Genomic DNA, 24,121 nt, shown 5'->3' on the forward strand with positions numbered 1-24,121 from the left:
TTGCCGCAGCTTCGCGGTGAGTGCGAGAGGAAACTGCATGCACTGCCCGCCTGCTTCCAATACCCTGGCGCTTGCCCTGCTCCTCGCGCTGGCCGCCTGCCAGCAATCTGCCACACCCGCGGGACTGCCCACCGAAGCTTCTGCCAGCGCATCCGCGCAGCCCCCGGCCCCGCCCGCGCCTGCGCCAGCGCCCACCGCCGCAGCGCGCAAGGTGAACGAGAAGACCGACCTCTACGAATTCACCTATAGCTATCCCGCCGCCGCTGCCGCGATCCCCGCCTTGCGCGACTGGCTGGAAGCCGATCTCGCCCGCACCAAGGCTGGCCTCGCCTCCGATGCAGGCGAAGCCCGCAAGGACGCCAAGGCCGAAGGCTTTCCGTTCAATGCCTACACCGCCTCGAGCCAGTGGCAGGTGGTCACCGATCTGCCCGGCTGGTTGAGCCTCTCTACGCTGGTCGGCAGCTACACCGGCGGCGCGCACCCCAACTACGGTTTCGACACGATCCTGTGGGACAAGGCGGCAAACCAGAAGCGGACCGCAACCGATCTGTTCGCCTCCAAAGCGGCGCTCAAGGCGGCGGTGCTCAAGGCCTTTTGCGTGCAGCTCCAACGCGAGCGCGCGAAAAAGCGCGCGGGCGAAGAGGTTGGCGATCCCGTAGGCGAATTCAACAAGTGCATCGATCCCACCGACCAGACCGTCATCCTCGGTTCAAAGGGCCACACGGGCTTTGACCGGATCGGCTTCCTGATCTCGCCCTATGCCGCCGGGCCCTATGCGGAAGGCAGCTATGAAGTGACCCTGCCGGTCACCGCCGCCGTGGTCGCTGCCGCCAAGCCCGAATACAAGGCAGCCTTTGTCGCGCAGTGATCTCGCAATTCGGGGCAAGACACGCTACATGGCCGGGATGACCGACTATGTGATCGCCGACGAAACCGATGTGATGCCGCGTGACGGCACGATCAAGCTGCATGGCCCCGCGGGCTTTGAAGGCATGCGCAAGGCCGGGCGCCTTGCCGCCGAGATCCTCGATGCGCTTGTGCCGCTGGTGCGCCCCGGCGTCTCGACCGCCGCGATCGACGATACGGTGCGGCAGATGACGCTGGATGGCGGCGCGGTTCCCGCCACGCTCGGCTACCGCGGCTATACCCATTCGTGCTGCATCTCGATCAACCACGTGGTGTGCCACGGCATCCCGTCCGAGGCGCGCATCCTGCGCGAAGGCGATATCGTCAATATCGACGTGACCCCGCTGCTCGATGGCTGGCACGGTGATTGCAGCCGCATGTACCTTGTCGGCGATGTCGCGCTGAAGGCGCGGCGGCTGGTCGACGTGACGTACGAGTGCCTGATGATCGGCATCGAGCAGGTCCGCCCCGGCGCGCGGCTCGGCGATATCGGCGCGGCGATCCAGGCCCATGCCGAACGCCACCGCTACGGCGTGGTCCGCGAATTCTGCGGGCACGGCCTTGGCCGCCTGTTCCACGATGCGCCCGAAGTGATCCACGCCGCGCACAAGGGCACCGGGCCCGAACTGCGCCCCGGCATGTTCTTCACCATCGAGCCGATGATCAACCTCGGCAAGGCGGGCGTGAAGCTGCTCGACGACGGCTGGACGGCGGTGACGCGCGACCGCTCGCTTTCTGCGCAGTTCGAACATTCGATCGGCGTGACCGAAACCGGCTGCGAAATCTTCACGCTGAGCCCGGCCGGGCTGCACCGTCCGCCCTACGCGGGATAGAAGAACCCCTCCGACCAGCCTGCGGCGGGCCACCTCCCCATTTGCACTTCGTGAAAATGGGGAGGACCAATAAAGAGGCACTTCAGGTCCTCCCCATTTTTGCGAAGCACAAACGGGGAGGTGGCAGCCCGCAGGGCTGACGGAGGGGCTATCTGCCTAAAAATAAGGCAGGGCTTGCGCAAATCTTGTGCAACAATCACCCACAGGCGCGCAACTTGCGCAATGTAGAGCCGTGCGCGCGCCTTGCAATCTTGCCGGAGCCGCGGATTTCCTGCTTTCGCGCCGCCCATTCCTGTCCTAGTGATGCGGTGTACCCGCGTGGCACGATTCTTGGATAGCACATCAGGTATCGGGCTCCGTACGAATACCAACCGCCGGACAGGGCCAAGGCCCATGAACCGGTTTGCCTGCAGGGATTGATCGAGTGAAAAAGGTCGAAGCGATCATCAAGCCCTTCAAGCTGGACGAGGTGAAGGAAGCGCTGCACGAAATCGGCGTTTCCGGGATCACCGTCACCGAAGCCAAGGGCTTTGGCCGGCAGAAGGGTCATACCGAACTCTATCGCGGCGCCGAATATGTCGTCGACTTCCTGCCCAAGGTAAAACTCGAGGTGGTGGTGGCAGACGCGATGGTCGAGCGTGTGGTTGAGGCGATTGCCTCAGCGGCGCAGACCGGGCGCATCGGCGATGGCAAGATCTTCGTTTTCGCGGTGGAAAGCGCCCTGCGCATCCGCACTGGCGAGCGCGATAACGACGCCATTTAGAAGCGGATCACACTTCAACCGGGGTGGCTGCGGGCCGGCGGCTTCTCCAGACTTGTGACCTCACGTTTTTGTTCACTGAGCGCCCCTGCATGGGCGGGGGCCAGTTAAAGGACCAGCGATGGCTACTGCAAAGGAAATTCTCGCTCGCATCAAGGACGAGGAAATCGAATGGGTTGATCTGCGCTTCACCGATCCCAAGGGCAAGTGGCAGCACCTCACGATGGTCTCCACCGTGCTCGGCGAGGACGAACTGGAAGACGGCCTGATGTTCGACGGCTCGTCGATCGAGGGCTGGAAGGCCATCAACGAGTCCGACATGATCCTGAAGCCGGACCTCAATGCAGTCTACGTCGATCCGTTCTCGGCCACCCCGATGATGATCATCTGCTGCGACATCGTCGAGCCTTCGACCGGCGAGCTCTATGCCCGTGACCCGCGCTCGACCGCCAAGCGCGCCGAAGCCTTCGTCAAGTCGAGCGGCGTGGGCGACACCGTCTACGTTGGCCCCGAAGCCGAGTTCTTCATCTTCGACGACGTCAAGTTCTACGACGGCTACGACGGCAACGGCTTCAAGATCGACGATATCGAGCTGCCGACCAACTCGAACCGCGATTACGAAGCCGGCAACCTTGCCCACCGTCCGCGCGCCAAGGGCGGCTACTTCCCGGTCGCTCCGGTCGACAGCTGCGTCGATATCCGCGGCGAGATGGTCCGCACCATGATCGACATGGGCCTGCCCTGCGACAAGCATCACCACGAGGTGGCCTCGGCCCAGCACGAGCTCGGCCTCACCTTCGGCACGCTCGTCCAGACCGCCGACCGCATGCAGGTCTACAAGTACGTCGTGCACCAGGTCGCGCAGGCCTATGGCAAGACGGCAACGTTCATGCCCAAGCCGATCAAGACCGACAACGGCAGCGGCATGCACACCCACATCTCGATCTGGGATGGTGGCAAGCCGCTCTTCGCCGGTAACGGCTATGCCGGCCTTTCGGACATGTGCCTCTACTTCATCGGCGGCGTGATCAAGCACGCGAAGGCCCTCAACGCCTTCACCAACCCGACCACCAACAGCTACAAGCGCCTGGTGCCGGGCTACGAAGCCCCCGTGCTGCTCGCCTACTCGGCGCGCAACCGTTCGGCCTCGTGCCGCATTCCCTACGGTTCGGGCGCCAAGGCAAAGCGCGTGGAATTCCGCTTCCCTGACGCGATGGCCAACCCATACCTGTGCTACTCGGCGCTGCTCATGGCCGGCCTCGACGGGATCAAGAACAAGATCCACCCGGGCGAAGCCATGGACAAGAACCTCTACGATCTGCCCCCGGCCGAACTCGCCGAAGTGCCGACCGTCTGCGGTTCGCTCCGCGAAGCGCTCGACGCACTGGTCGCCGACCACGACTTCCTGCTTCAGGGCGGCGTGTTCACCAAGGACCAGATCGAAGCCTATATCGAACTCAAGTGGCCCGAAGTGATGCGCTGGGAAACCACGCCCTCGGCCGTCGAGTTCGACATGTACTACAGCGCCTGATCCTAGGGGTCAGCGCTTGGCTAGAAAGGGGCGTCCGGACTTCGGTCCGGGCGCCCTTTTCCTTTGGCGAATGAGACAGTGGCGACCGCACGCAATCCCCGGGCGGCGAACTCATAAATCGCGCCAACAAGGTTTTAGGCAAAGCGGCTCAGTGCAAGGGGGAAAGGAACAGGGATATGTCGATATCTCGAACCTTTCCGACGCAGAAATGGACCGGTTTGGTCCAATCACTGAGGGACGCCTAAATGGCGAGGTTGATGACCTTACGGCCTAACATGCTGGCAATAGACAGATTTTTGACAATTTCTCCGTTCAATATGCGAAACCGGAACCATCCAGAGGGGAATCTGCGGACGTCCGGGCCAAGCTTTGACTTGTGAGGCAAGGTCGATCTACTTGACAGATGACTTATTTGGGATTTTATTAAACAAATATCTGACCTTGATTCTTTCTATTTGAGAATCAGGAAGTTTTGATGGATTCATTTTATTCTTGAATCCTGCGCCACCATACAACGCGTCGCCTGAACTAGAATTTGCTCGAGCAAGCGGCAGTCGGCAGCAGCTTCAGGGAGGAATTCATGATCAAGCTCACCGACCAGCAACGTCGCATTTGCGAACAGGTCATAAATGTTTTCGAAACCGGGACGCCGGCAGGCAAATATGGCGCGATCAGCATTTATCGTGACGGACCGAACAGGATCCGGCAGATCACCTACGGCCGTTCGCAGACAACGGAATACGGAAATCTACGCCAACTGGTCGAGATGTATGTTGCGGCTGGCGGCAAGTACTCCACCGAGCTGGGTTCCTATGCTCCAAAAATTGGCCAGGTCGCTTTGGTGGATAATGCGACATTCAAGGATCTTTTGAAGAGGGCCGGAGACGAAGATCCCGTCATGCGCGCGACACAGGATGCGTTCTTTGACAAGGCCTACTTTACGCCTGCACGAAAATGGGCGGACGCCAATGGCTTCAGTCAGGCGCTGTCGATGCTCGTCATCTACGACTCCTTCATCCATAGCGGAAGCATCCTGCCGCTGTTGCGCTCTCGGTTTCCGGAGAAGCCACCCGCACAAGGTGGCGATGAAAAGGCGTGGATTCTTCAGTACGTTACGATCCGCAACACTTGGCTGATGAACAACAGCAACCCGGACGTCCGCCCGAGCGCCTATCGGACCAAGGACCTGCTTCGGGAAATCAATCTCGGCAATTGGGACCTGTCGATCGTACCGATCATCGCCAACGGGACCCCCGTGGACGATGGCGGTGCAACTTCCACATTCAGCGCGATCAAGATACCGAAGCCGGAGGAGGAGGTTATCGAATTCCACGGCGAAACCGAGCTGCCGTCGGATGTCGATCTTGCTCCGCTGTCCGCCGTTGAACCTGTTGTGTCGGCGGCAACCCAGACCGCCGCAGCGCTCGCCGCGCAAATTCTCGCGAGCAACAGGATCACGCTCGCCACGGTGCATCCATCGGGCGTCGTCGATCAGGCGAATGCTCGCCAGAACATGATCGACACCGCTGCGGGAAAGCCCGCAACACGCAGCAATTATGGCACTGCGATTGGCGGCACTGTCCCGCTCGATACCCGATTGCTTAGCGGAATTCTGGAGCTTGCCGAGACCTATACGTTCTCGATCTCCGAGATAGTCGGAGGCAGTCACACCGCCAATTCGCGCCATTACCTGGGAATTTCAGCCGATTTCAACGTAATCGATGGTGTGGGTGTGAACGCGGCCCACACAAAGGTGCCGGCTTTCAAGAAGCTTTGCCGGACCTTGGGCGCGACCGAGGTGCTAGGGCCGGGCGACGCCGGGCACACCACACATGTCCACGCAGCGTGGCCGCGCGTGGTGGAAGCTCAACCTGCGGTGCTGGCAGCGAACTTCTTGGCGGCCACGCCGGCCCACGACGAGAGCGTTCTGCTCAAGCTGGCGTCGGATGTCGGTGTGATCCCTGCGATGAACCGCCTGCTTGCCTTTCGCAATCAGAACCGCCCCGGCAGCAATCCCCGCTTTTGGGCGATCGTCAATTTTGACCTCCACTCGGCGAAGCCACGCCTTTTCCTGTTTGATCGGGTGGACGGAACCACCGTGGCCTATCTCTGTGCACACGGGGTCGGTTCAGAAGGCACAGCCGACGATGGCTATGCCGTGATATTCAGCAACACGCCGGGTTCGAATTGCTCGTCGCTTGGGGTCTATAACTGCGCTGAAATCTACGACGGCAAGCATGGCAAATCGATGCGCCTCGATGGGCTGGAGGCGAGCAATTCGAACGCCCGCGATCGGTTTGTGGTGATGCACGGCGCCGATTACGTGTCGCCCGAATGGATCGCCAACACTGGCCGGATTGGCCGGAGCGATGGATGCACCGCGCTGGAGCTTTCGCGCACGCGTGAAGTTATCGAAGCGCTGCATGGCGGATCGCTCATGCTTCTGTGGAAGAGTCCCTGAGCGCCAGCGCCGCTCGCCGAAACCCTCGCATCCGCTCTGCTGTGATTTTTTCCACAGCCCCACATGGACTCGGGATGAACGGAGATGGCCGCAGGATGAACGGAAGGCCGGCGGACTCCTCGAATCGGCCCAAATCCTTAGTGATGCTGCACATGCACAAGAACGTGGTCGCAGCCCTTCTCGCACTCCTTTCGGTCTTCGCCCTGCCCTCCGCAGCGCAGGCCCGCCTCCAGTGCGTTACATACGCGCGGCAGGTTTCCGAGGTGCAGCTCAGCGGCAATGCGCGCGATTGGTGGAGCCATGCCGAAGGCCGTTACGAGCGCGGCCAGGCGCCCAAGGCCGGAGCCGTCCTTGCCTTCGCCGGTACGCGTTCGATGCCCTATGGCCACGTCGCGGTAGTGAGCAAGGTCGTTGACCAGCGCCATATCCTGATCAATCACGCCAACTGGTCGCGCCCCGGCATGGTCGAGCGCGGCGTGATGGCGGTAGACGTGTCTGCCGCCGGTGACTGGAGCGAAGTTCGCGTGTGGTATGCCCCCACCCGCTCGCTTGGCCTGCGCCCGAGCGCGGCCAAGGGTTTCATCTATCCGCGCACCGTAACGGCAAGTGCCGAAACCGCCGCGAAGGCTGGCTGAGACGTCCAGCGGATTTCGGCCAGCGGATTTCGGCCAGCACTTTTCGAGTAGGCAAGTCCCTGCCGATTTGCCAACACGCTTCCCCATGATCAGACCGATATTTGCCGCAGTCGCCCTGCTGTGGTGCTCCGCCGCAGCCGCAGAGCCCGCTGCCGTTGATCCGATGCCGCCCGCCGCGCGCGCGATCATCGATCACTATCACATGCAGAATATCCCCCACGAAGGACCGTGGTTCCTGCAGACCTTCAAGAGCGACGACGTGATCGAAGGCGCGCTGGCCGAGCGCTACAAGGGCAAGCGCTGGGCCTATACCGCGATCTACGCGGTATTCACCCGCAGCGATTTCTCGGCGATGCACCGGCTCACCACTGATGAGCTCTGGCATTTCTACGGCGGCAGCCCGGCGCAGATCCTGCTGCTTTATCCCGATGGCCATGGCGAGACACGGATCTGGGGCAGCAATGTCTTGAAGGGTGAGGAGCCGCAGATCATGGTGCCGCGCGGCACATGGATGGGCGCGCGCCCGATCGGCGATCCCGCCACGGCCTGGAGCTTCGGCGCCAACACGCTTTCGCCCGGCTTCGAATATGCCGATTACGAACCGGGCTACCGCGATGAGCTCACCGCGCTCTATCCCAAGTTTGCGCGCGAGATCACCGAGCTGACGCGCGGCGAATCCGCTCGCCGCCCCGCCGGCAATGCCGCTCCGAAGCCCGCGCTCGTCCCCCCGGTAGCGGTGGAGGAACTCGTCGGCCGCACCGCGCCGCAGCATTCCGAAGCGATCAGCGTCGCGCGGTTCGTGCTCCAGAAAGGCGCCGCGATCCCGCTGACGGTGACGCGCGAAGGCAGCGAAGTGATGGTCGTGGCCGCCGGCAAGGGCCGCGTCACCATCGGCGGCACGGTTCAGGATGTAGCGCAAGGGTCGGTCGTGCTGCTGCCGCCGGGCGTGCCGCACCGGATCGATGCCGACAGCAGGCTCGAATTTACCGTGAGCGTCGCGCCCGCCTGGCAGGCCTCCGACATGACGATCCTGCCCGATCCCGAGAACGCCAAACCCTAAGCAGGGCCATCAGGACGCGCGGCGCAGCACGGCCTCGGCATCCCGTTCGACCAGCAGGCCGCGCGCTTCCTCAGCCGGCACCGCGGCCCAGAACAGGTAACCCTGCACCAGTTCGCAGCCCGCCGCCTGCACCAGCAGACGCTGCACTTCGGTTTCCACGCCTTCCGCCACGACCTTCATCCGCAAGGTCTTGCCCAGCGTGGTGATCGCGCAAAGGATCGAGTGCGCATCGCGGTCGCGCTCGATATTCTGCACGAACGAGCGGTCGATCTTGATCCGGTCGAACTGGAACGAGCGCAAGTACGAGAGCGAGGAATAGCCGATCCCGAAATCATCGAGCGCGACGCGGATGCCCATGCGATTGAGCTCGCGCAGCACCCCGATCACATGCGCGCTGCGATCGAGCATGACGCCTTCGGTCACTTCGAACACCAGCCGCTCGGGGTCCATGCCGGTCTCTTCGAGCAGGCCCGCCAGCATCGGCAGGAAATCGCCCGCCATGATCTGGAGCGGCGACAGATTGACCGAGATGTCGCAATCCGGCCAATCGCGGCACTCGGTGAAGACATGGCGCAGCACCCAGGTGCCGAGCGGGATCATCAGGCCGCCCTGTTCGGCAATCGGCACGAACAGGTCCGGACGGATCTCGCCGCGCTCGGCGTGGTTCCAGCGCAGCAGGGCCTCGAAGCCGTTGATCACGCCGGTACCGGTATCGACCACCGGCTGGTAGGCAATCGAAAGCTCGCCGCGGGTGATCGCGAGGCGCAGCTCCATTTCCATTTCGCGGCGCAGTTTGACGCTGGCATCCATGTCGGGCGTGAAGCGGCGATAGCGCCCACGGCCGCGCTGCTTGGCGCGGTAGAGCGCGATATCGGCGCGGCGCAGCAGTTCGCCGGGGTCCTCGCTCTGCTCCGGCCCCCAGCTGATCCCGCAGCTGACCGAAACCTCGAGCGTGTTGCCCGAGATGACGAACGGCCTCCGCATCAGGTGGATGATCTTGCTGCCCAGCCGGTCTGCCGCGCGCGCGCCATCTTCGCTGGCGTGGAGCAGCACGAATTCATCACCGCCGAAGCGCGCGATGAAGGACTCGCGCGGCAGCGCCTCCCGAAGGCGGTGCGCGACCTGGCGCACCAGTTCATCGCCGACATGGTGGCCCATGGTATCGTTGACCAGCTTGAATCCGTCGATATCGATATAGGCGACGAAGAGGTTGCCCTTCGCCTGCCCCTCGATGAACTCGTTCAGCAGGGCACGCAGACGCTGCATGTAATAGACGCGATTGGGCAGGCCGGTCATCGCATCGTGGAGCGCATTGTGCTGGGCCTGCGCTTCGCTGGCTTTCAGCTCATTGGCGGTAAGCCGCATGCGCCGCACGATGATCGAGCCGCCCGCCACGACACCGAGAAAGAACAGGATGAAAGTCGCCAGCACCGGCGCGGTGCGCTCGACAATCTTGGGGCCGGGTACCTTGGCCGTCCACGTGATCCAGCCGATGTTGTCGCCCCGTGCGCTGCTCAGCGGAACGGCATTGGCGGAGCCGATCCGCGCTTCATCGGGCACGAAGCTGATATCGCGCAGCACCAGATCGCCGCCCATCTTCGCGAGGATCGACCCATCGAGATAGCGCAAGGTGGCAACATAGTTCGGCTCTCGCTTCAGCAGGTTGTAGTTGTTGTCGGGAACGATCGAGACGACGGACAGAAACGCCGGACGGCCGTGGCGCAGCACGGGCATGGCCGCCCAGCGGTTGAGCGGCTGACCGGAATCCGCCACCGGCCACTCTATATCGGCCAGCTTCTTCATCGCCGCAATCCGGCCGCCCAGCGGCACATTGTGCTTGGCCTGCTTGATCAGATCCTCGACCGGCCAGCGCACTTCCTGATAGCCGGAATCGGTCGGCCGCCCTTGCGCCCAGCCGTGGACTAGCGACCCATCCGGCCGGACGAGGAACATCGCGTCGGTATCGAGGTTGTTCCACACGAAATCGCCGAGGAAGTGGTTCGCCCAGGCCTCGTTGTCCGCCAGCACAGCATTGCGCATGGCGTCGTCCCAGGTCAGCTGCACCTTCTGCGCCGCCACGACCGAGTTGCCGAGCTGGTCGAGATAACGCCGGACGAGCACGCGCTCATCTTCGCGCGCCAGTTCGTCGGCAATGCGAGTCGAACCGGCGAATACGGCGACAAGGAGCGCGGATAGGCCGATCAGCGCGAGGAACGTCGCAAGCGCGATCCATCCTGTGCGCAAATTGCGCACGGACGATCGCGTGCCAAGGCCGCGGCTGCTGTGATCCAGACCCATCGCACCCGATTTACCGGCAGGATGGAAAGAAACGGTTAGCGCCGCCTATGGAACACCGTGCGAAATGCTTATTTTCTGACGGAAATGCAGCAGATTTGTAAGGTTAGCATGCGCTTCCCGGCGGATTTTTCCGGCAGGGGCCCGCCCGTCGCCAAATGCGTTGCAATTGCGTACCCGACTTGCCAAGGTCGGGGATAAACCCTTAACCGTTTGACTACCTAACCATATCGGGAGAACTCCGATGCGTGAGCATCTGCAGCACTATATCAACGGCGCGTGGACCCCCAGCGAAGGCGGCAAGCGCCACGAAGTGATCAATCCCGCCACCGAGGAAGCCTGCGCGGCGATCACGCTTGGCAGCCAGGCCGATGTCGACAAGGCTGTCGCCGCCGCCAAGGCCGCGTTCCCCGCCTTTGCAGCCACCCCGGTGGAAGAGCGCAAGGCGCTGCTCGTGCGCATTCTCGATGAATACAAGAAGCGTATTCCCGATTTTGCCAAGGTCATCAGCGAAGAAATGGGCGCGCCGATCGGCTTTGCCGGCACCGCGCAAGTGGGTGCGGGCATCGGCTACATCCTCGGCACGCTCGAGGCGCTTGACGGCTTCGAATGGGAATCGCCGGTTCCCGGCGCCAACGCCCGCTTCGTCCATGAACCCATCGGCGTCGTCGCCGCGATCACGCCGTGGAACTGGCCGCTCAACCAGATCTGCGCGAAGATTGCCCCGTGCATCGCCGCGGGCAACACGATCGTGCTCAAGCCTTCGGAAGAATGCCCTTCGAACGCGGTGATCATTGCCGAGGTCATGCATGCGGCCGGCGTGCCTGCGGGCGTGTTCAATCTGGTTCAGGGCGATGGCCTGGGCGTCGGCGTCGCACTTACCGTGCACCCCGATGTCGACATGGTGAGCTTCACCGGCTCGACCCGCGCCGGCATCCAGATCGCCAAGAACGCGGCCGACACCGTGAAGCGCGTGCATCAGGAACTGGGCGGCAAGTCGCCCAACCTCGTGCTTGAGGACGCGGATTTTGCCGCGACGCTGCCGGGCACGCTGCAAGGCGTGGTCGCCAACACCGGCCAGAGCTGCATCGCGCCGACCCGCATCCTCGTCCCCAAGTCGCGCAAGGAAGAGGCCGAGACCTTCGTGAAGAACTACTTCGCGGCGGTGAAGGTCGGCAATCCGGCCGAGGACGGCGCGCATATCGGCCCGGTGGTCAACAAGGCGCAGTGGACCAAGATCCAGTCGCTGATCGATACCTCGATTGCCGAGGGCGCCTCGCTGCTCGAAGGCGGCCCGGGCCTGCCCGACAACGTCAATCGCGGCTACTACATCCGCCCGACGGTGTTCTCCGACGTGACACCCGACATGACGATCTTCCGCGAGGAAACCTTCGGCCCGGTCGCCACGATCACCACTTATGACGGCATCGAGGATGGCATCGAGCTGGCCAACCGCACGGCCTACGGGCTTTCGGCAGTCGTCACCGGCGATGTCGAGACGGCCAAGGGCATTGTCGGCCGCCTGCGCGCGGGCCTCGTTGCGGTCAACCAGTGGGGCGGCGTCAAGGGCGGTGCCTTCGGCGGCTACAAGCAATCGGGCAATGGCCGCGAAGGCGGCGTCTATGGCCTGAAGGACTTCATGGAACTGAAGACCATCGCGGGGGCATGACCCTTGCGTGATGGCTGAAACAGAACCCCGCGCTGCTCAGGTAGCGCGGGGTTTTTGTTTGGCCCGATTGCCTCAATAATCCTTCGATGCCTTGAGGTTGAGGCTCTCGTCGCCGATCGTCGAGATCGTGCCCAGCAGCACCAGCCAGCGCGTGATGCGGAACTCGGCGGACGTTGCGCTGTAGCCGTGCCCGTCGGTGATGAGTTCGACGAACACGCGCCGCCCGAGGTACTTGCCGACCGCCACTGAAGTGCCCCGGCCGATCGAGGCATCCGCACTGATGATCCGCAGCCGGTCGAGCCCGATGGCATTCCTCAGCTTGTTGATCGGATCGAGCCCTCCTCCGCTGCGGAAGCTGGCAAGCGCGGACGCAAGCTGCACCGCTTCAGGCGCCGAGATCTGGGTGATCGAACTGCCGAAGAGCATGCGGCTCAAAAGCTCTTCCTCGGGCAAGGCGGGGACCGAGCTGAACGTGATCTGGGGCTTCAGCGCCGATCCGGTGATCGCGATCTTGGCGCTCACCCCGTTGGCATCGCCCTCGGCGACGATATCGAGCCGGGGATCGACCGGCACTTCACCGACGAAGCGGATGCGCCCGCGAGTGAGATCGAAGCGCCGCCCGGCAAATTCATAGCCCCCGCGGACCAGATCGGCGGAACCGAAGATCTGCGGATTGGCGGTATCGCCGCGCAAACGCACATCGGCGCCCCACTCGCTTTCGAGGCCGAGCCCGCGCACGTCGATGCGGTCGCTGCCGGCTGCGTCGATCAGATACTTCCACGGCGTGTAGGCCACGCGCGGCGGGGCGATATCGGCGCGCAGGTTGGTCTCGTGCGTGGTGATCGAGGGCAGCTGCTCGGCCACATTGGCGCGGCCCAGCGTCCAGCGCGCGCGGTCGATATGGACGCGCCCGGCGATGGTGCCGCCGATGCCGTCAGAGATCAGCCGCAGCGGCCCGGTGACCGTGGCAGCCATGTCGTCGCGGTTGATCAGCAGCGCATTTGTGGCAGCAAGGCGCAAGTCGAGCCCGACGCCGTGGGTCGTCACGTTGGAGAGGTCCACCGTGCCGCTGCCGCTCACTGTGCCCCCGCCCGGCGTAGTCCCGCTGAAATGCGCGAGGCTGAGGTGGGCATCGGCAAAGCTGCCGAGCGCTTCGACATCGCGGACATCGGAGCCAGTGAGGTTCGACTGCACCCGCAGCGCGCGCGTGGCGACCGCGCCGGTGATAACCGGGTGGTCGATCGATCCCGTCACGCTCGCGGCCGCGCCAAGCGGGCCGGTGAGATCGATCACCTCGATCGCCGCGAGCCGCCACAGGGACTCCGCCGGCCCACTGTAGCGCAGCTCGGCCTTGAGCGTGCCGCCGCGCAGCCGCTCGAGCATGGTGCCGCCGCGCGGCAGATCAGACACCAGCGCCTGGACCCGGCCGCGCATCGCCGCCCCCTCGCGTGCCACCGCGCGGACTTGCAGCGCCGCGGGATCGAGCTCGGCCACCAGCGCAAGGTCGAGCGGCCTTGAGGTCAGCACAAGGCCCGAACGCGTCAGGCCCTTGACCTCGACCGCAGCGTGGCCCGAGGGCGCGCCGAGGTGATCGTTCTCGTAGTCGATCACGCCCGAGGCGAGGCCGCCGAGACCCAGATCGGGCAGCAGGATATCGAGCACCGAAAGCGGTATGCGCGAGAGCATGACCTTGAGCTTGGTCGCTCCGCCGAGGACATGGCCGCTGGCGATCACGCTGCCCCGGCCGAAATCGATCTGTGTCGGCTGGAGCCGCCATCCGCCAGCCTCGCCGCTCCCGACCCCGCCAGGCTCGCGCTCCAGCACCGCGCGGCGCGGCATGGAAATCGCGCGCCCGGCGTAATCACCCGCCACGAAGGCGACGACCTTGTCGGGTGAGAACGCGGCGGTGCCCTGCAGCGCAAAGCTGGTGCCGCGCCGCCCGGCGAGCGACGCGGTGACGCTGCCCGAGCCGTTAACAAGCGCGGCATCCGCCATCAGGCGGCCGATGAAGAGCTTGCCCGCGCTGATCCCCTCGGCCTTGAGCGAGGCCTGAAGCGTGGTGTCGCCGCCTTCGATGCGGCCCTCGGCGGTGATCTCGGCATTGCCGACCGCGATCGGATTATCGCCCCCGAAGCGCGCCGCCTTGGCGGTAATCGCGGCCTTGAGCGCTTGCCCTGCACCATCGGGCGCCAGATCGACGGTCCCGGCCACCCCGCCCCCAGCAAGCGCAAGGCTGCCTGTCACGCCCGCCTTGGCAATCTCGACAGCGCCAGTGATCTTCGTCTGGTAGACGGTGAACTGCTCGATCCCGAGCCGCACCGGCCCGTCCTTGGGCGCGGTGAGCATGAGCTGGCCGCTGAATGTGCCGAGGCGCGAATCGCCGTTGGTCTCGATGCGGAATCCGTCGCCTTCAGGCGCGAGTGCGAGGTGCACGTCCTTGAGGCTGGCGGCAGGCAGCGGATTGGCGAGCACGAGCGTGGCGCGCGGGCCATCCTTGGCCAGCGCCGCATCGAAGGTGAAAGGTCCGTAGTCCTGATGGCGGCCCTGGCCCGAGAGCGTGGTGACGCCGTTCGCCTGGGTCCAACTGCGCAGCGCCATGGTGAGCTTGGCAGACGTCAGCTCGCCCCGGCGCACGATCAGCGGCTGGTTGCCGCCCAGCGAGATCGCCCCGCGCGCGCGCACATTGCCGCCGGTGAGATTGGCGAGCGTCGCGTTGTCGATCCGGGCCATGCGCCCTGCACCGTCGGCGGTGAGCAGCCACGGCCCGCCGCCCCCGAAGCCGAGCATGATCCGCGCGTCGCCATCGGCCAGCCCCAGATTGGGCAGTGCAATGCCGCGCACCGTGACTGGCCCCGAAAGCGCATAGCGGCCGTGCACCAGATCGCCATCGAGTGCCAACCGCGCCGACGCACCCTTCATCGTGACGTCGATCCGGTCCGAGGTCAGCTTGCCGCCCGCCAGCACGAGATCGCCCGTCAGCCGCGCGCCCGGCAGCCGCGGATCGACCATCGCCTGCCCCGTCTTCAGCCGCTGCGCCGTGAGCGCGAGCGGAATGCGCAGGCGTTTGCCGTCCCAATGGGCAGTGCCGGCGGTGCGCAACCCTTCCGCAAGCACCGGCCCGCTGGCGAGCCGCGCGGCGCGCAGGTCATGAATGATCGCAAGTGCGGTGAAGCGGCCGTCGACCGTCGCATCGAGCTGCGCGCCCTTGATGTCGACGCCGGAGCCCGCCAGCAGCAATTCGGGCCGGACGAGCACAGCATGGACCTTCACCGCCTCGGCGCGGTTGTTGATGAGATCGAGCGCGCCTTGCGCCGTGCCAGCGAGGGCCGCGCCGCCAGCAAATGCGCGGCCGCGCAGTACGCCGCCGCTGCCGCTACCCTCCGCCACGAGAGAGAGCTTCTCGCCGCTCACGCGCCGCGCTGCCGCACCGAAGAGATCGCCGGGGAACACCTGCCCCGCGAGCGTGTAGCGCCCGGACCGGTTCTCGAGCTGGAATGCGGCGAGCTTGCGGCCATTGTCGCTGGCAGCGCCCCAGCCATGCCATTCCTGGAACGTGCCCTTGCCGCCCGCGCGCGCGGCAATATTGCGCTTCACTCCGGTGAGCGCCGCCAGCAGGCCGTCCTTCGGGGCGTTGTAGATGAAGTCGAGCGCGAAGCGGTTGCGATCGGGCTCGCTATCGAGCCGCAGGCGCAGCCGGTCGCGCCCGCCGAGCCGCCCGCCAAGGCTGATCAAGGCCCGACCGCCCCGGATATCGGCGCGCGCGGCAAAATCGATGCGCCGACGCTCGCCCATCACACTACGCTCGACGCCAAGGTTTTCCGCCGCGAACTTGTCGATGCGGATGTCGAAATCAGGGAGGATCGGCTCGTCCGGAGCCCCCGGCTTCAGCTGCGGTGCGCGCAGCAGCGTCCCGCGCTTGAGCACCAGCGAGCGGATATCGAGACCTTTGAACAGGCCTGAGCGCGGGTCGAGCCCGAACCAGGCGAGCGGGCGCCAGTCCAGCGTGGCTTCGGGCACGACCATGAAGCGCCCCTCGCCATCGCTCAGCACCACCTCGTGCAGGCTCATCGCGCCGAACAGCGTGCCGTCGATCCGCCCGATGCGGATCTTGAGCCCCGATGCGGCTTCGATCGCGGCAATGCGGTCGGCCACGAAGCGGTGGCCCAGCGAGGAATCGAGCACGACCACCGCCCCGCCCATCGCCAGCAGGAACAGCAGCCCTGCCAGCACCAGCCCGCGCCCCCAGCCGAGCAGACGGCGGATCGCCCCCCGGCGCGGCGGCATGGCCGGTGGCGGCACCGCGTCTGGCGGGCTGCTCGCCATCAGAACGCCTGCCCCAGCGAAACATAGACGCCGACGCGGCTATCGCCCTTGGCCGGATTGAGCGGCGTGCCAAGGTCGATGCGGATCGGGCCGAAGCTGGTCTGGTAGCGCAGGCCAAGGCCCACGCCGACCTTGAGGCCGTTGACCGTGGGCGAGGCCGTGGTGCCCACCGTGCCTGCATCGACGAACGGCACCACGCTCACCGCGCCGCCCATCAGCCCGGTCTTGACGCGGGCCTCGAGCGAGAACTCTGACAGGCTGCGCCCGCCACTCGGATTGCCGAGCGCATCGCGTGGCCCCACTGCCTGATAGGCAAAACCGCGCACCGAGGCCCCGCCGCCGGCATAGAACCGCCGCGAAGGTGCGATGCTGTTCACGTTGGCGCCCGGAATCGAACCGATCCGCACGCGCTCCGCCAGCACGACGCTGTGGCTGACGGGCTGGTAGGCGCTCGCATCGAACTGCGCGCGCACGTAGTTGGAACGCATCCCGTTCTGCACCGAGATTTCCGGGCTTACCCGCAGCGAAACGCGCACGCCGCGCTTGGGGTCGAGCAGATCGTCGCTGCCATCATAAGCCCCGCGCAAGGGCAGCGCGCCGATGAAATAGGTGGTGCGGGTCGAGCCGGCGGCGGCGGGCAATTCGCTGGTCGCGAGCAGTTCGACACCCGCCGAATAGACCCAAGCCTTCTGGAAGATCAGCGTCGTCTGCTTCTCGAACACCGTCGAGAACGAGATGGTACGCGCATTGTACGCGTCGGTGCGCCGGGTCTGGGCATAGAGATCGGCGGTGAGCACCTGATCGCGCCCGAAGAAGTTGTTGCGGCGGTAAGTCGCGCCCGCCAGCTGTTCGCGGGTACCGGCCACGCCGCGGAACCGCACGAGGCCTTCAGGCGGGAACATGTTGCGGTTTTCCCAGCTCGCCTCGACCCGCACGCCCTCGCCGCTCGAATAGCCGATAAGCCCGGCAATCGTGCGCTGCGGCGCCTTGGCCAGCGTCACGTCCACATCGGCGATGCCCGGCTGCGGGTCCGCCGCGGGCGTGACTTCGCGCGGGGTGACCGTGACCGAGGAGACGAGGCCGGTCGCAAGGATCGCTTGCCTCAGATCATCGACCCGCGATTTGCGGAAGGGATCGCCGGGCCGGAACCGGGCCATGCGCGAAAGGTGGCGGGAGGAGAGATAATCGGGCAGCGAGCTGTGGATATCGCCCATCACATATTGCCCGCCGCTGGTGACGGGCAAGGTGAGATCACCGGTGCGCAGGGCATGGTCGATCCCAAGATCGGGTTCGCCCACCTTGGCAAAGGCATGGCCGCCCTCACCCAGCGCGGTGATCAGGTGATCGCGTTCGGCAACGATGCGGTCGGAATTGACCGGATCGCCCGGCGCGAGCGCGAAGGCGCGCTTCAGCGCATCCGCATCGCGCGCGGCGGCGATATCGCCCAGGCTGATGCTTGCAAACGTGTAGCGCGGCCCCGGGCGCACATCGAAGCGCACGCCGACTTTCTTGAGATCGATCGCCGGCGCGGGTCCGCTGCCTTCAGCCGGTGCGGCATAGCCGGTGGTGCTATGGTAGATTTCGGCATCGTAGTACCCGTAGACCCGGAGCACCTGCTGGAGCAGATCGGTATCCTGCCGCGCCCGGCGCGTCAGCTGGGCGAGGTTGTCTTCTTCGTTGCCAAACTTGCGCAGTGTCGCAAGCGCGCCGAACCGCGCCGTGACAGCCTCGCGCTCGGGCAGAATTTCTTCATCCGGCGGGAACGCGAGCGCAAGCTGCGGAGTGATCGGGTAGATGCTCGCGCCCGGAATCTGGCCGATGCCGCGGCCGCTGCCCGGATCGACATCGGTGGCAAGCGCTTCGCCCGCGGCCTTCGCCTGCTCGGCCGCCGCGCCGATATCGGGATCGGGCGTGAGCGGCGTTATGGCAGGCAGTTCCGAAGCATCGGGCCAGGCCAGAGTGATCGCGGGAATGCCGGTCAGCGGCGCAATCGCATCGGGTGAAAGCAGCGTGGCAGGGTCAGGTACGGCAACCTTGGCGGCGTCGGTCTGGTTCGCCCAGGCCTTGGGGTCGTCCATCGCGGAATCGGGGATCAGGTCCTCGAGCGCCTGATCCGCCTCACGCGACTGGGCGTGCGCCAATTGCGGCAGAATGGCGAGCAGAACGGCCGGCAGCAGCGCCCGCAGTGCTTCAAATGTGGCGGTATTGCGCCTGGGCTGCGGCAAGCCCGTCCTTGCCGGTATCGTCCGCGATTCGCCGGTCCGCTCCCCTTGCGGTCGCAGCGCGATCGATCGCGCGGGCCTGCTCATCGGGGTCAAAGCGTTCCCATCCTTCGCGCCCCAGCCGTTCGAGCGGCCGGTAGCGAACCTTGTACTGCATCCGCGCCGACCCTTCGACCCAATATCCAAGGTAGACATAGGGAAGACCGATCCGGGTGGCATGAAGGATGTGGTCCAGAATGATGAAATTGCCAAGCCCCCGCCGCTCGGCATGATCGGGTTCGTAGAAGCTGTAGATCATCGACAGCCCATCGCCCTGACGGTCGGTCAGGCATGCGCCGACGAGTCGGCCGGGCTTCCCGTCGATACCAGGTTCGCGATATTCGATCACGAAGCTCTGGACCGGGGTGTGCTCGACCATGTCGGCGAAATCCATCTCGTCCATCGAGGCCATGCCGCCACCGGGATGGCGAGCCGCCAGATAACGCTGGAGCAGCTCGAATTGTTCCGGCGTCGACCACGGCTTGCACGCGCTGACGACGAGATCGCTGTTGCGGCGCATGTTCTTGCGCTGGGTGGCGGAGGGCACGAACTCGTTCGCCGCCACGCGCACCGAAATGCAGGCCGTGCAATCGATGCAGCTGGGGCGGTAGGCCACGGTCTGGCTGCGGCGAAAACCGATGCGGCCCAGCGCATCGTTGAGCTCGTCAGCATTGGGGCCCTTGAGCTCCGTGAAGACCTTCCGCTCCGTCTTCCCCGGCAGATAGGGGCACGGCATCGGACTGGTCACGAAGAAGCGGGGAAAGCGGACGGGCGCAGTCACGGCCGGGGCGGTATCCTATTGTCGTGCTTCCGGACCATCCGGGAGCGCTGACAAGGGCAACATGCCTCACCCCGGCGATTGGTGAAAGAGCGATTAACCATCAAAGGTAGTTAATCAGCAGCGATTTTGCCCCGGAAACGAGAAGCGGCCGCGCGGCGTACCGAAACGGGATGCGGCGGACCCGAAATGTGAGGAAACAGGCTTAACCGAGCTCGACTTGCGTCACATCGTAGCCCTTGGCACGCAGGCTCGCGACCAGCAGGTCGATCTGCTCACGGTCGCGCGCCTCGCATTCGATCTCTGCGGTAAGGCCTTTGGCGGGCAGCGAGGTAAAGATCCGGTTGTGCCAGACTTCCAGAATGTTGACCTGATGGCGGTTGAAATCCTCGACCACCTTGAACAGCGCGCCCGGCCGGTCCTGCAAGGTGAGCCTGAGGCGGGCAAGGCGGCCCGAGCGGGCGAGATCGCGCAGCAGCACGTTGGCGAGCAGGCGCGTGTCAATATTGCCGCCGCACAGCACGAGGCCGATCTTGCGCCCGGCAAAGCGCTTGCGGTGCGTCATCACCGCGGCCAGCCCGGCTGCGCCCGCACCTTCAACCACGGTCTTCTCGATCTGCAGCAGTACCGCAACGGCGGTTTCCAGCGCCGGCTCGCTCACCAGCACGATATCGTCGACAATCTTTTTAAGCACGGCGGACGTGAACGTGCCCGGCTCCTTCACTGCGATGCCTTCCGCGATCGTATCGCCGCCGCAAGGCAGATCGAGACCCTTGAGCTTGGCATACATCGAGGGGAACAGCGTGGCCTGCACGCCGACCAGCCCGATCGAAGGCTTGAGCGCGCGCGCTGCGGTACCCATGCCCGAAAGCAGCCCGCCGCCGCCGATGGGAACGACAAGCGTTTCAAGCTCGGGCACGTCCTCCAGCATTTCGAGCGCCACGGTGCCCTGCCCTGCGGCCACCTGCGGATCGTCGAACGGATGGACGAAGGTCATGCCCCGCTCGGCCTCGAGCTTGCGGGCATGGGCGTAGGCCTCGTCGAAGGTCTCGCCTTCGAGCACGACCGTGCCGCCGACGCTTTCGGTCTGCATGATCTTCACCGTCGGCGTGGTGCGCGGCATCACGATGGTGACAGGCATGCCGAGCCGGGTGCCGTGATAGGAAAGCCCCTGCGCGTGGTTGCCCGCCGATGCGGCGATCACACCGTGACTGCGCTGCTCGTCCGATAGCTGCAGCAGTGCGTTGAGCGCGCCGCGCTCCTTGTAGGCTGCCGTGAACTGCAGGTTCTCGAACTTCAGCCAGATCTCCGCGCCGGTCATCTCGCTCAGCGTCTTGCTGTAAAGCGTGGGCGTGCGCACGATCTGCCCGGCGATCCGCGCAGCAGCGGCGCGCACATCGTCAAGGGTCAACAGCGAGGCGCCAGTCATTGCGGAGGCGGTGGTGGTCGTGTTCATGGGCTACGGCCCCTAATCGAAACCTGCCCTCAAGGGAACCTTCGTTGCGTTCAGCGCGGCCGGCGCGGCAAATTGATGATCTGGAGCAGCAGCAGCACGACCACGATGGCTATCGTATCGGCGATCCAGTCCCGGATATCGCAATCGCGGTGGAGCGAGGGGATCGATTGCATGACCTCGACCAGCGCGCCCAGGAACGATAGCCGCTCCGCCAGATGCACCCTCGGGAAGCGCGGAAAGGCAATCGCGCCCAGAAACGCGAGCGTTCCGAAGGCGAGCATATGCTGCGACTTGTCACCAAGGCCGGGAATGCCCGGCGGCTGGGGCAGCAGGGCCAGCGTCACCGCGCCGATCAGGCAGAGCCAGAACACGGGCATGGCGAGCGCGGCGAATCCGGAGGGGCGAGACATGGCTTCGCCGCTACCCCGCGCGCCCCATGGGCGGCAAGCGCCGTTTGCGCCGACCCCTCGCGATTCTGGCTGGCGGCGCGCGGCAAAGCGGCTAGAACGCCGGGCATGACCGACGCAGCTCCGACATCCCAGCCCTCAGGGCTCAACGTTTCGTTCCTCGGCCTTGGCGTGATGGGCGGGGCCATGGCCCGCCATCTTGGCGCCGCCGGGCACAATCTCACCATCTACAACCGCAGCCCGGCGCGCGTGGAAGCGTGGCAGGCCGCAAACCCGGGGCTTGCCGGGCGCGTGGCGGCAAGCCCGGCGGAAGCGGCCGAAGGCGCGGATGTGGTGATCACCTGCGTCGGCAACGACGATGACCTCTCGGACGTCGTGCTCAGCCCGACCGGGGCGTTCTCCACCTTGAAGCGCGGCGCGCTGTTCATCGATCACACCACCGTTTCGGCGCGCATCGCCCGCCAGATTGCGGTCGAAGGCCGCGACAAGGAACTGCTCTGCGTCGATGCGCCTGTCACCGGCGGGCAATCGGGTGCCGAGGCGGGTACGCTTTCGATCATGTGCGGCGGCAGTGCCAAGGCCGTCGACGCGGCGCGTCCGGTGCTCGCCGCCTATGCCAAGCGCGTGGTCCATGTCGGCAAACCTGGCGCGGGGCAGACAGCCAAGATGGCCAACCAGATGTGCATTGCGGGCGCCATTGCCGGTCTTTCCGAAGCGATCCGCTTCGCGCAGGCGGCGCGGCTCGATCTCGACAAGGTGTTCGAGGCGATCTCGGGCGGCGCCGCGCAATCGTGGCAGATGGACAACCGCTGGCACACCATGGCGAAGGACGAGTTCGATTTCGGCTTCGCGGTGGACTGGATGCGCAAGGACCTCGGCCTCGCGATCGAGGAAGCACGCAGCGTGGGGGCGAGCGTGCCCACCACCGCGCTCATCGACCAGTTCTATGCCGATGTGCAGGCATTGGGTGGCGGCCGGCAGGATACCAGCGCCTTGATCCGCCGCCTGCCGCGCCGAGGCGGCGCGTGATGATGCGCCCGTTGGTTATGGCGGCGCTGGCGGCATTCGTCGCTGCTCCCGCCCATGCCGACACCCTCATCGACAACGTGTCCGGTCAGACCATCGGCGCGGACGGCCATGTCGAGCGCTTCAAGGCCATGCTGATGGACGATGCCGGCGTGGTGAAGGCGCTCATCCACGAAGGTGAGAAGACCCCGAAGAAGGGCTTCCAGTACCGCATCGACGGCATGGGGCGGATCATGCTGCCCGGCATGATCGATGCGCATGTCCATGTCATGAGCACCGGCTTTGCCGCGTTGACGCTCGATCTTTCGGAAACCGGCAGCCTCGCAGAAGCGCTGGCGAAGATCGCCGCCTATGCCAAGGCGCATCCGGACCGGCCGTGGCTGATCGGGCGCGGCTGGAATCAGGAACGCTGGAAGCTTGGCCGCTTCCCGACCGCTGCCGAACTCGACTCCGCCGTGAGCGACCGCCCCGTCTGGCTCGAACGAGCGGACGGGCATGCCGGCTGGGCCAATACGGCCGCGCTCAAGGCTGGCGGAGTGACCGCCGCGAGCCAGGCCCCCACTGGCGGCGAGATCATCCGCCTTGCCGATGGCAGCCCGGCGGGCGTGCTGGTCGACAACGCTTCCGTTCTCGTCGGCGCGCATGTTCCGCCGCCGACGGCCCGCGATTATGACGCCGCCTTCGCGCTCGCCCAGCGCGAGTTCTACCGGCGCGGCCTCACCGCCGTCGCCGACATGGGCTCGACCATGGAAGATTGGCAGACCTTCCGCCGCGCAGGCGATCTCAACACGCTCTACGTGCGGATCATGGCCTATGGCGCCGGGATCGAGAACACGATCCAGATCGGCGGGCCCGGCCCCTCCCCGTGGCTCTATGCCGACCGGCTGCGCCTCAATGGCGTGAAGCTCTATATGGACGGCGCGCTCGGTTCGCGCGGGGCGTGGCTCAAGGCGCCTTATGCGGACAGGCCTGATACGCGCGGGCTTCCCCGCCTGACGCAGACCCAGCTCGGCAATCTGATGAGCCGCGCCGCGATGGACAACTACCAGATCGCCGTGCACGCCATCGGTGACGAAGCGAATGCCGTGCTGCTCGGCTCGATGGAAGACCTTGCGCAGACCTACAAGGGTGATCGCCGCTGGCGGATCGAACACGCGCAAGTGATCGACCCCGCCGACTGGCCGATTGCCGCGCGCGTGGCGAAATCGGTCGGCCTTGTCGCCTCGATGCAGCCCGTGCACCAAACCTCGGACCGCCTCATGACCGAAGCGCGGCTCGGGCCGAACCGGCTCGCGGGGGCCTATGCCTGGGCCTCGGCCAAGGCGACCGGCGCGGTGCTGGCGTTCGGATCGGACACGCCGGTCGAACTCCCCGACCCCTGGGCCGGCTTTGCCGCCGCGATCAGCCGCCAGGACGAGAACGGCCAGCCCCCGCAAGGCTGGCAGCCGCAGGAGCGCGTGGACCGCGAGACGGCGCTGGCCGGCTATACCGCGCAGGCCGCCTATGCCGGGTTCGCCGAAAAGCGCTTTGGCCGCCTCGCCCCGGGCCTGCGCGCCGATTTCATCTTCGTCGATACCGATCCGATGACCGCTGCGCCCGATGCAATCCGCAAGACCAGGGTACTCGAAACCTGGGTCGGCGGCGGCAAGGTGTGGGATGCGGCCAAGCCAGATGGCGGCGCAGCGGGGGCTGAGCCGGTCAAGAAGTAGGGACCAAAGCG

Annotated in this window: 16 protein-coding genes; 10 read left to right on the forward strand and 6 right to left on the reverse strand. The window is 65.4% G+C overall.

All coding sequences use genetic code 11. The features are described from left to right. Window positions 1-37 precede the first annotated feature (37 nt). The 7 genes from ACO056_RS16590 (at window position 38) to ACO056_RS16620 (ending at window position 8,186) form a co-directional block, all read left to right on the forward strand. On the forward strand, window positions 38-868 hold the full coding sequence (locus tag ACO056_RS16590; protein WP_421848715.1) for a PdaC/SigV domain-containing protein: 831 nt from the start codon (window positions 38-40) through the stop codon (window positions 866-868). A 37-nt stretch (window positions 869-905) separates the two neighbouring features. Next, window positions 906-1,739, forward strand: a complete 834-nt coding sequence (map, locus tag ACO056_RS16595; protein WP_421855557.1) for a type I methionyl aminopeptidase — start codon at window positions 906-908, stop codon at window positions 1,737-1,739. A gap of 424 nt (window positions 1,740-2,163) precedes the next feature. Further along, complete coding sequence (locus ACO056_RS16600; protein ID WP_421848717.1) at window positions 2,164-2,502, forward strand: P-II family nitrogen regulator; 339 nt, start codon at window positions 2,164-2,166, stop codon at window positions 2,500-2,502. A 118-nt stretch (window positions 2,503-2,620) separates the two neighbouring features. After that, window positions 2,621-4,030, forward strand: coding sequence for a type I glutamate--ammonia ligase (gene glnA / locus ACO056_RS16605; RefSeq protein ID WP_421848719.1), 1,410 nt, complete (start codon window positions 2,621-2,623; stop codon window positions 4,028-4,030). 580 nt (window positions 4,031-4,610) lie between these two features. Beyond that, complete coding sequence (locus ACO056_RS16610; protein WP_421848721.1) at window positions 4,611-6,491, forward strand: murein L,D-transpeptidase catalytic domain-containing protein; 1,881 nt, start codon at window positions 4,611-4,613, stop codon at window positions 6,489-6,491. Window positions 6,492-6,643: 152 nt separating this feature from the next. Next, window positions 6,644-7,126, forward strand: a complete 483-nt coding sequence (locus tag ACO056_RS16615; RefSeq protein WP_421848723.1) for a CHAP domain-containing protein — start codon at window positions 6,644-6,646, stop codon at window positions 7,124-7,126. An 85-nt stretch (window positions 7,127-7,211) separates the two neighbouring features. After that, window positions 7,212-8,186, forward strand: coding sequence for a cupin domain-containing protein (locus ACO056_RS16620; RefSeq protein WP_421848725.1), 975 nt, complete (start codon window positions 7,212-7,214; stop codon window positions 8,184-8,186). Between the two features lie 9 nt (window positions 8,187-8,195). On the opposite strand, the gene ACO056_RS16625 is transcribed toward ACO056_RS16620, so the two are convergent. Beyond that, window positions 8,196-10,439, reverse strand: a complete 2,244-nt coding sequence (locus tag ACO056_RS16625; RefSeq protein ID WP_421848727.1) for a bifunctional diguanylate cyclase/phosphodiesterase — start codon at window positions 10,437-10,439, stop codon at window positions 8,196-8,198. Window positions 10,440-10,725: 286 nt separating this feature from the next. On the opposite strand from ACO056_RS16625, the gene ACO056_RS16630 reads away from it, so the two are divergent. Further along, complete coding sequence (locus tag ACO056_RS16630; protein ID WP_421848729.1) at window positions 10,726-12,150, forward strand: aldehyde dehydrogenase family protein; 1,425 nt, start codon at window positions 10,726-10,728, stop codon at window positions 12,148-12,150. 72 nt (window positions 12,151-12,222) lie between these two features. Here the strand turns inward: ACO056_RS16630 and ACO056_RS16635 are convergent, their stop codons facing one another. The 5 genes from ACO056_RS16635 to ACO056_RS16655 all read right to left on the reverse strand — a co-directional run bounded on the left by ACO056_RS16635 (window position 12,223) and on the right by ACO056_RS16655 (window position 21,378). After that, on the reverse strand, window positions 12,223-16,473 hold the full coding sequence (locus ACO056_RS16635; RefSeq protein ID WP_421848731.1) for a translocation/assembly module TamB domain-containing protein: 4,251 nt from the start codon (window positions 16,471-16,473) through the stop codon (window positions 12,223-12,225). Further along, the gene (locus ACO056_RS16640; RefSeq protein ID WP_421848733.1) at window positions 16,473-18,698 is read right to left on the reverse strand and encodes an autotransporter assembly complex protein TamA; all 2,226 of its coding nucleotides are present in this window, start codon (window positions 18,696-18,698) and stop codon (window positions 16,473-16,475) included. The genes ACO056_RS16635 and ACO056_RS16640 overlap by 1 nt, the downstream gene beginning before the upstream one ends. Next, entirely contained in the window at window positions 18,664-19,515 is an 852-nt protein-coding gene (locus ACO056_RS16645) for an arginyltransferase (RefSeq protein ID WP_421848735.1), read from the reverse strand. The genes ACO056_RS16640 and ACO056_RS16645 overlap by 35 nt, the downstream gene beginning before the upstream one ends. A 202-nt stretch (window positions 19,516-19,717) precedes the next feature. Beyond that, complete coding sequence (locus ACO056_RS16650; RefSeq protein ID WP_421848737.1) at window positions 19,718-20,968, reverse strand: threonine ammonia-lyase; 1,251 nt, start codon at window positions 20,966-20,968, stop codon at window positions 19,718-19,720. Between the two features lie 50 nt (window positions 20,969-21,018). After that, window positions 21,019-21,378 carry a hypothetical protein gene (locus ACO056_RS16655; RefSeq protein WP_421848739.1) on the reverse strand — a complete coding sequence of 120 codons (360 nt, stop codon included), beginning with the start codon at window positions 21,376-21,378 and terminating at the stop codon, window positions 21,019-21,021. A gap of 105 nt (window positions 21,379-21,483) precedes the next feature. Between ACO056_RS16655 and ACO056_RS16660 the strand changes: the two genes are divergently transcribed. Both ACO056_RS16660 and ACO056_RS16665 read left to right on the forward strand, forming a co-directional pair. Beyond that, entirely contained in the window at window positions 21,484-22,404 is a 921-nt protein-coding gene (locus ACO056_RS16660) for an NAD(P)-dependent oxidoreductase (protein WP_421848741.1), read from the forward strand. 2 nt (window positions 22,405-22,406) lie between these two features. Then, window positions 22,407-24,110: an amidohydrolase gene (locus tag ACO056_RS16665; protein ID WP_421855560.1), complete on the forward strand. Its 1,704-nt coding sequence runs from the start codon at window positions 22,407-22,409 to the stop codon at window positions 24,108-24,110. Window positions 24,111-24,121 lie beyond the last annotated feature (11 nt).

Origin of the sequence: Novosphingobium sp., from assembly GCF_965228995.1 — a bacterium.
Taxonomy (GTDB): domain Bacteria; phylum Pseudomonadota; class Alphaproteobacteria; order Sphingomonadales; family Sphingomonadaceae; genus Novosphingobium.

Coding starts and splice junctions, on each gene's coding strand:
- ACO056_RS16610 (WP_421848721.1), top strand. CDS start 4,611: ATGATCAAGCTCACCGACCAGCAACGTCGCATTTGCGAACAGGTCATA.
- ACO056_RS16615 (WP_421848723.1), top strand. CDS start 6,644: ATGCACAAGAACGTGGTCGCAGCCCTTCTCGCACTCCTTTCGGTCTTC.
- ACO056_RS16590 (WP_421848715.1), top strand. CDS start 38: ATGCACTGCCCGCCTGCTTCCAATACCCTGGCGCTTGCCCTGCTCCTC.
- ACO056_RS16650 (WP_421848737.1), bottom strand. CDS start 20,968: ATGAACACGACCACCACCGCCTCCGCAATGACTGGCGCCTCGCTGTTG.
- map (WP_421855557.1), top strand. CDS start 906: ATGACCGACTATGTGATCGCCGACGAAACCGATGTGATGCCGCGTGAC.
- ACO056_RS16620 (WP_421848725.1), top strand. CDS start 7,212: ATGATCAGACCGATATTTGCCGCAGTCGCCCTGCTGTGGTGCTCCGCC.
- ACO056_RS16665 (WP_421855560.1), top strand. CDS start 22,407: ATGCGCCCGTTGGTTATGGCGGCGCTGGCGGCATTCGTCGCTGCTCCC.
- ACO056_RS16660 (WP_421848741.1), top strand. CDS start 21,484: ATGACCGACGCAGCTCCGACATCCCAGCCCTCAGGGCTCAACGTTTCG.
- ACO056_RS16655 (WP_421848739.1), bottom strand. CDS start 21,378: ATGTCTCGCCCCTCCGGATTCGCCGCGCTCGCCATGCCCGTGTTCTGG.
- ACO056_RS16630 (WP_421848729.1), top strand. CDS start 10,726: ATGCGTGAGCATCTGCAGCACTATATCAACGGCGCGTGGACCCCCAGC.
- ACO056_RS16635 (WP_421848731.1), bottom strand. CDS start 16,473: ATGGCGAGCAGCCCGCCAGACGCGGTGCCGCCACCGGCCATGCCGCCG.
- glnA (WP_421848719.1), top strand. CDS start 2,621: ATGGCTACTGCAAAGGAAATTCTCGCTCGCATCAAGGACGAGGAAATC.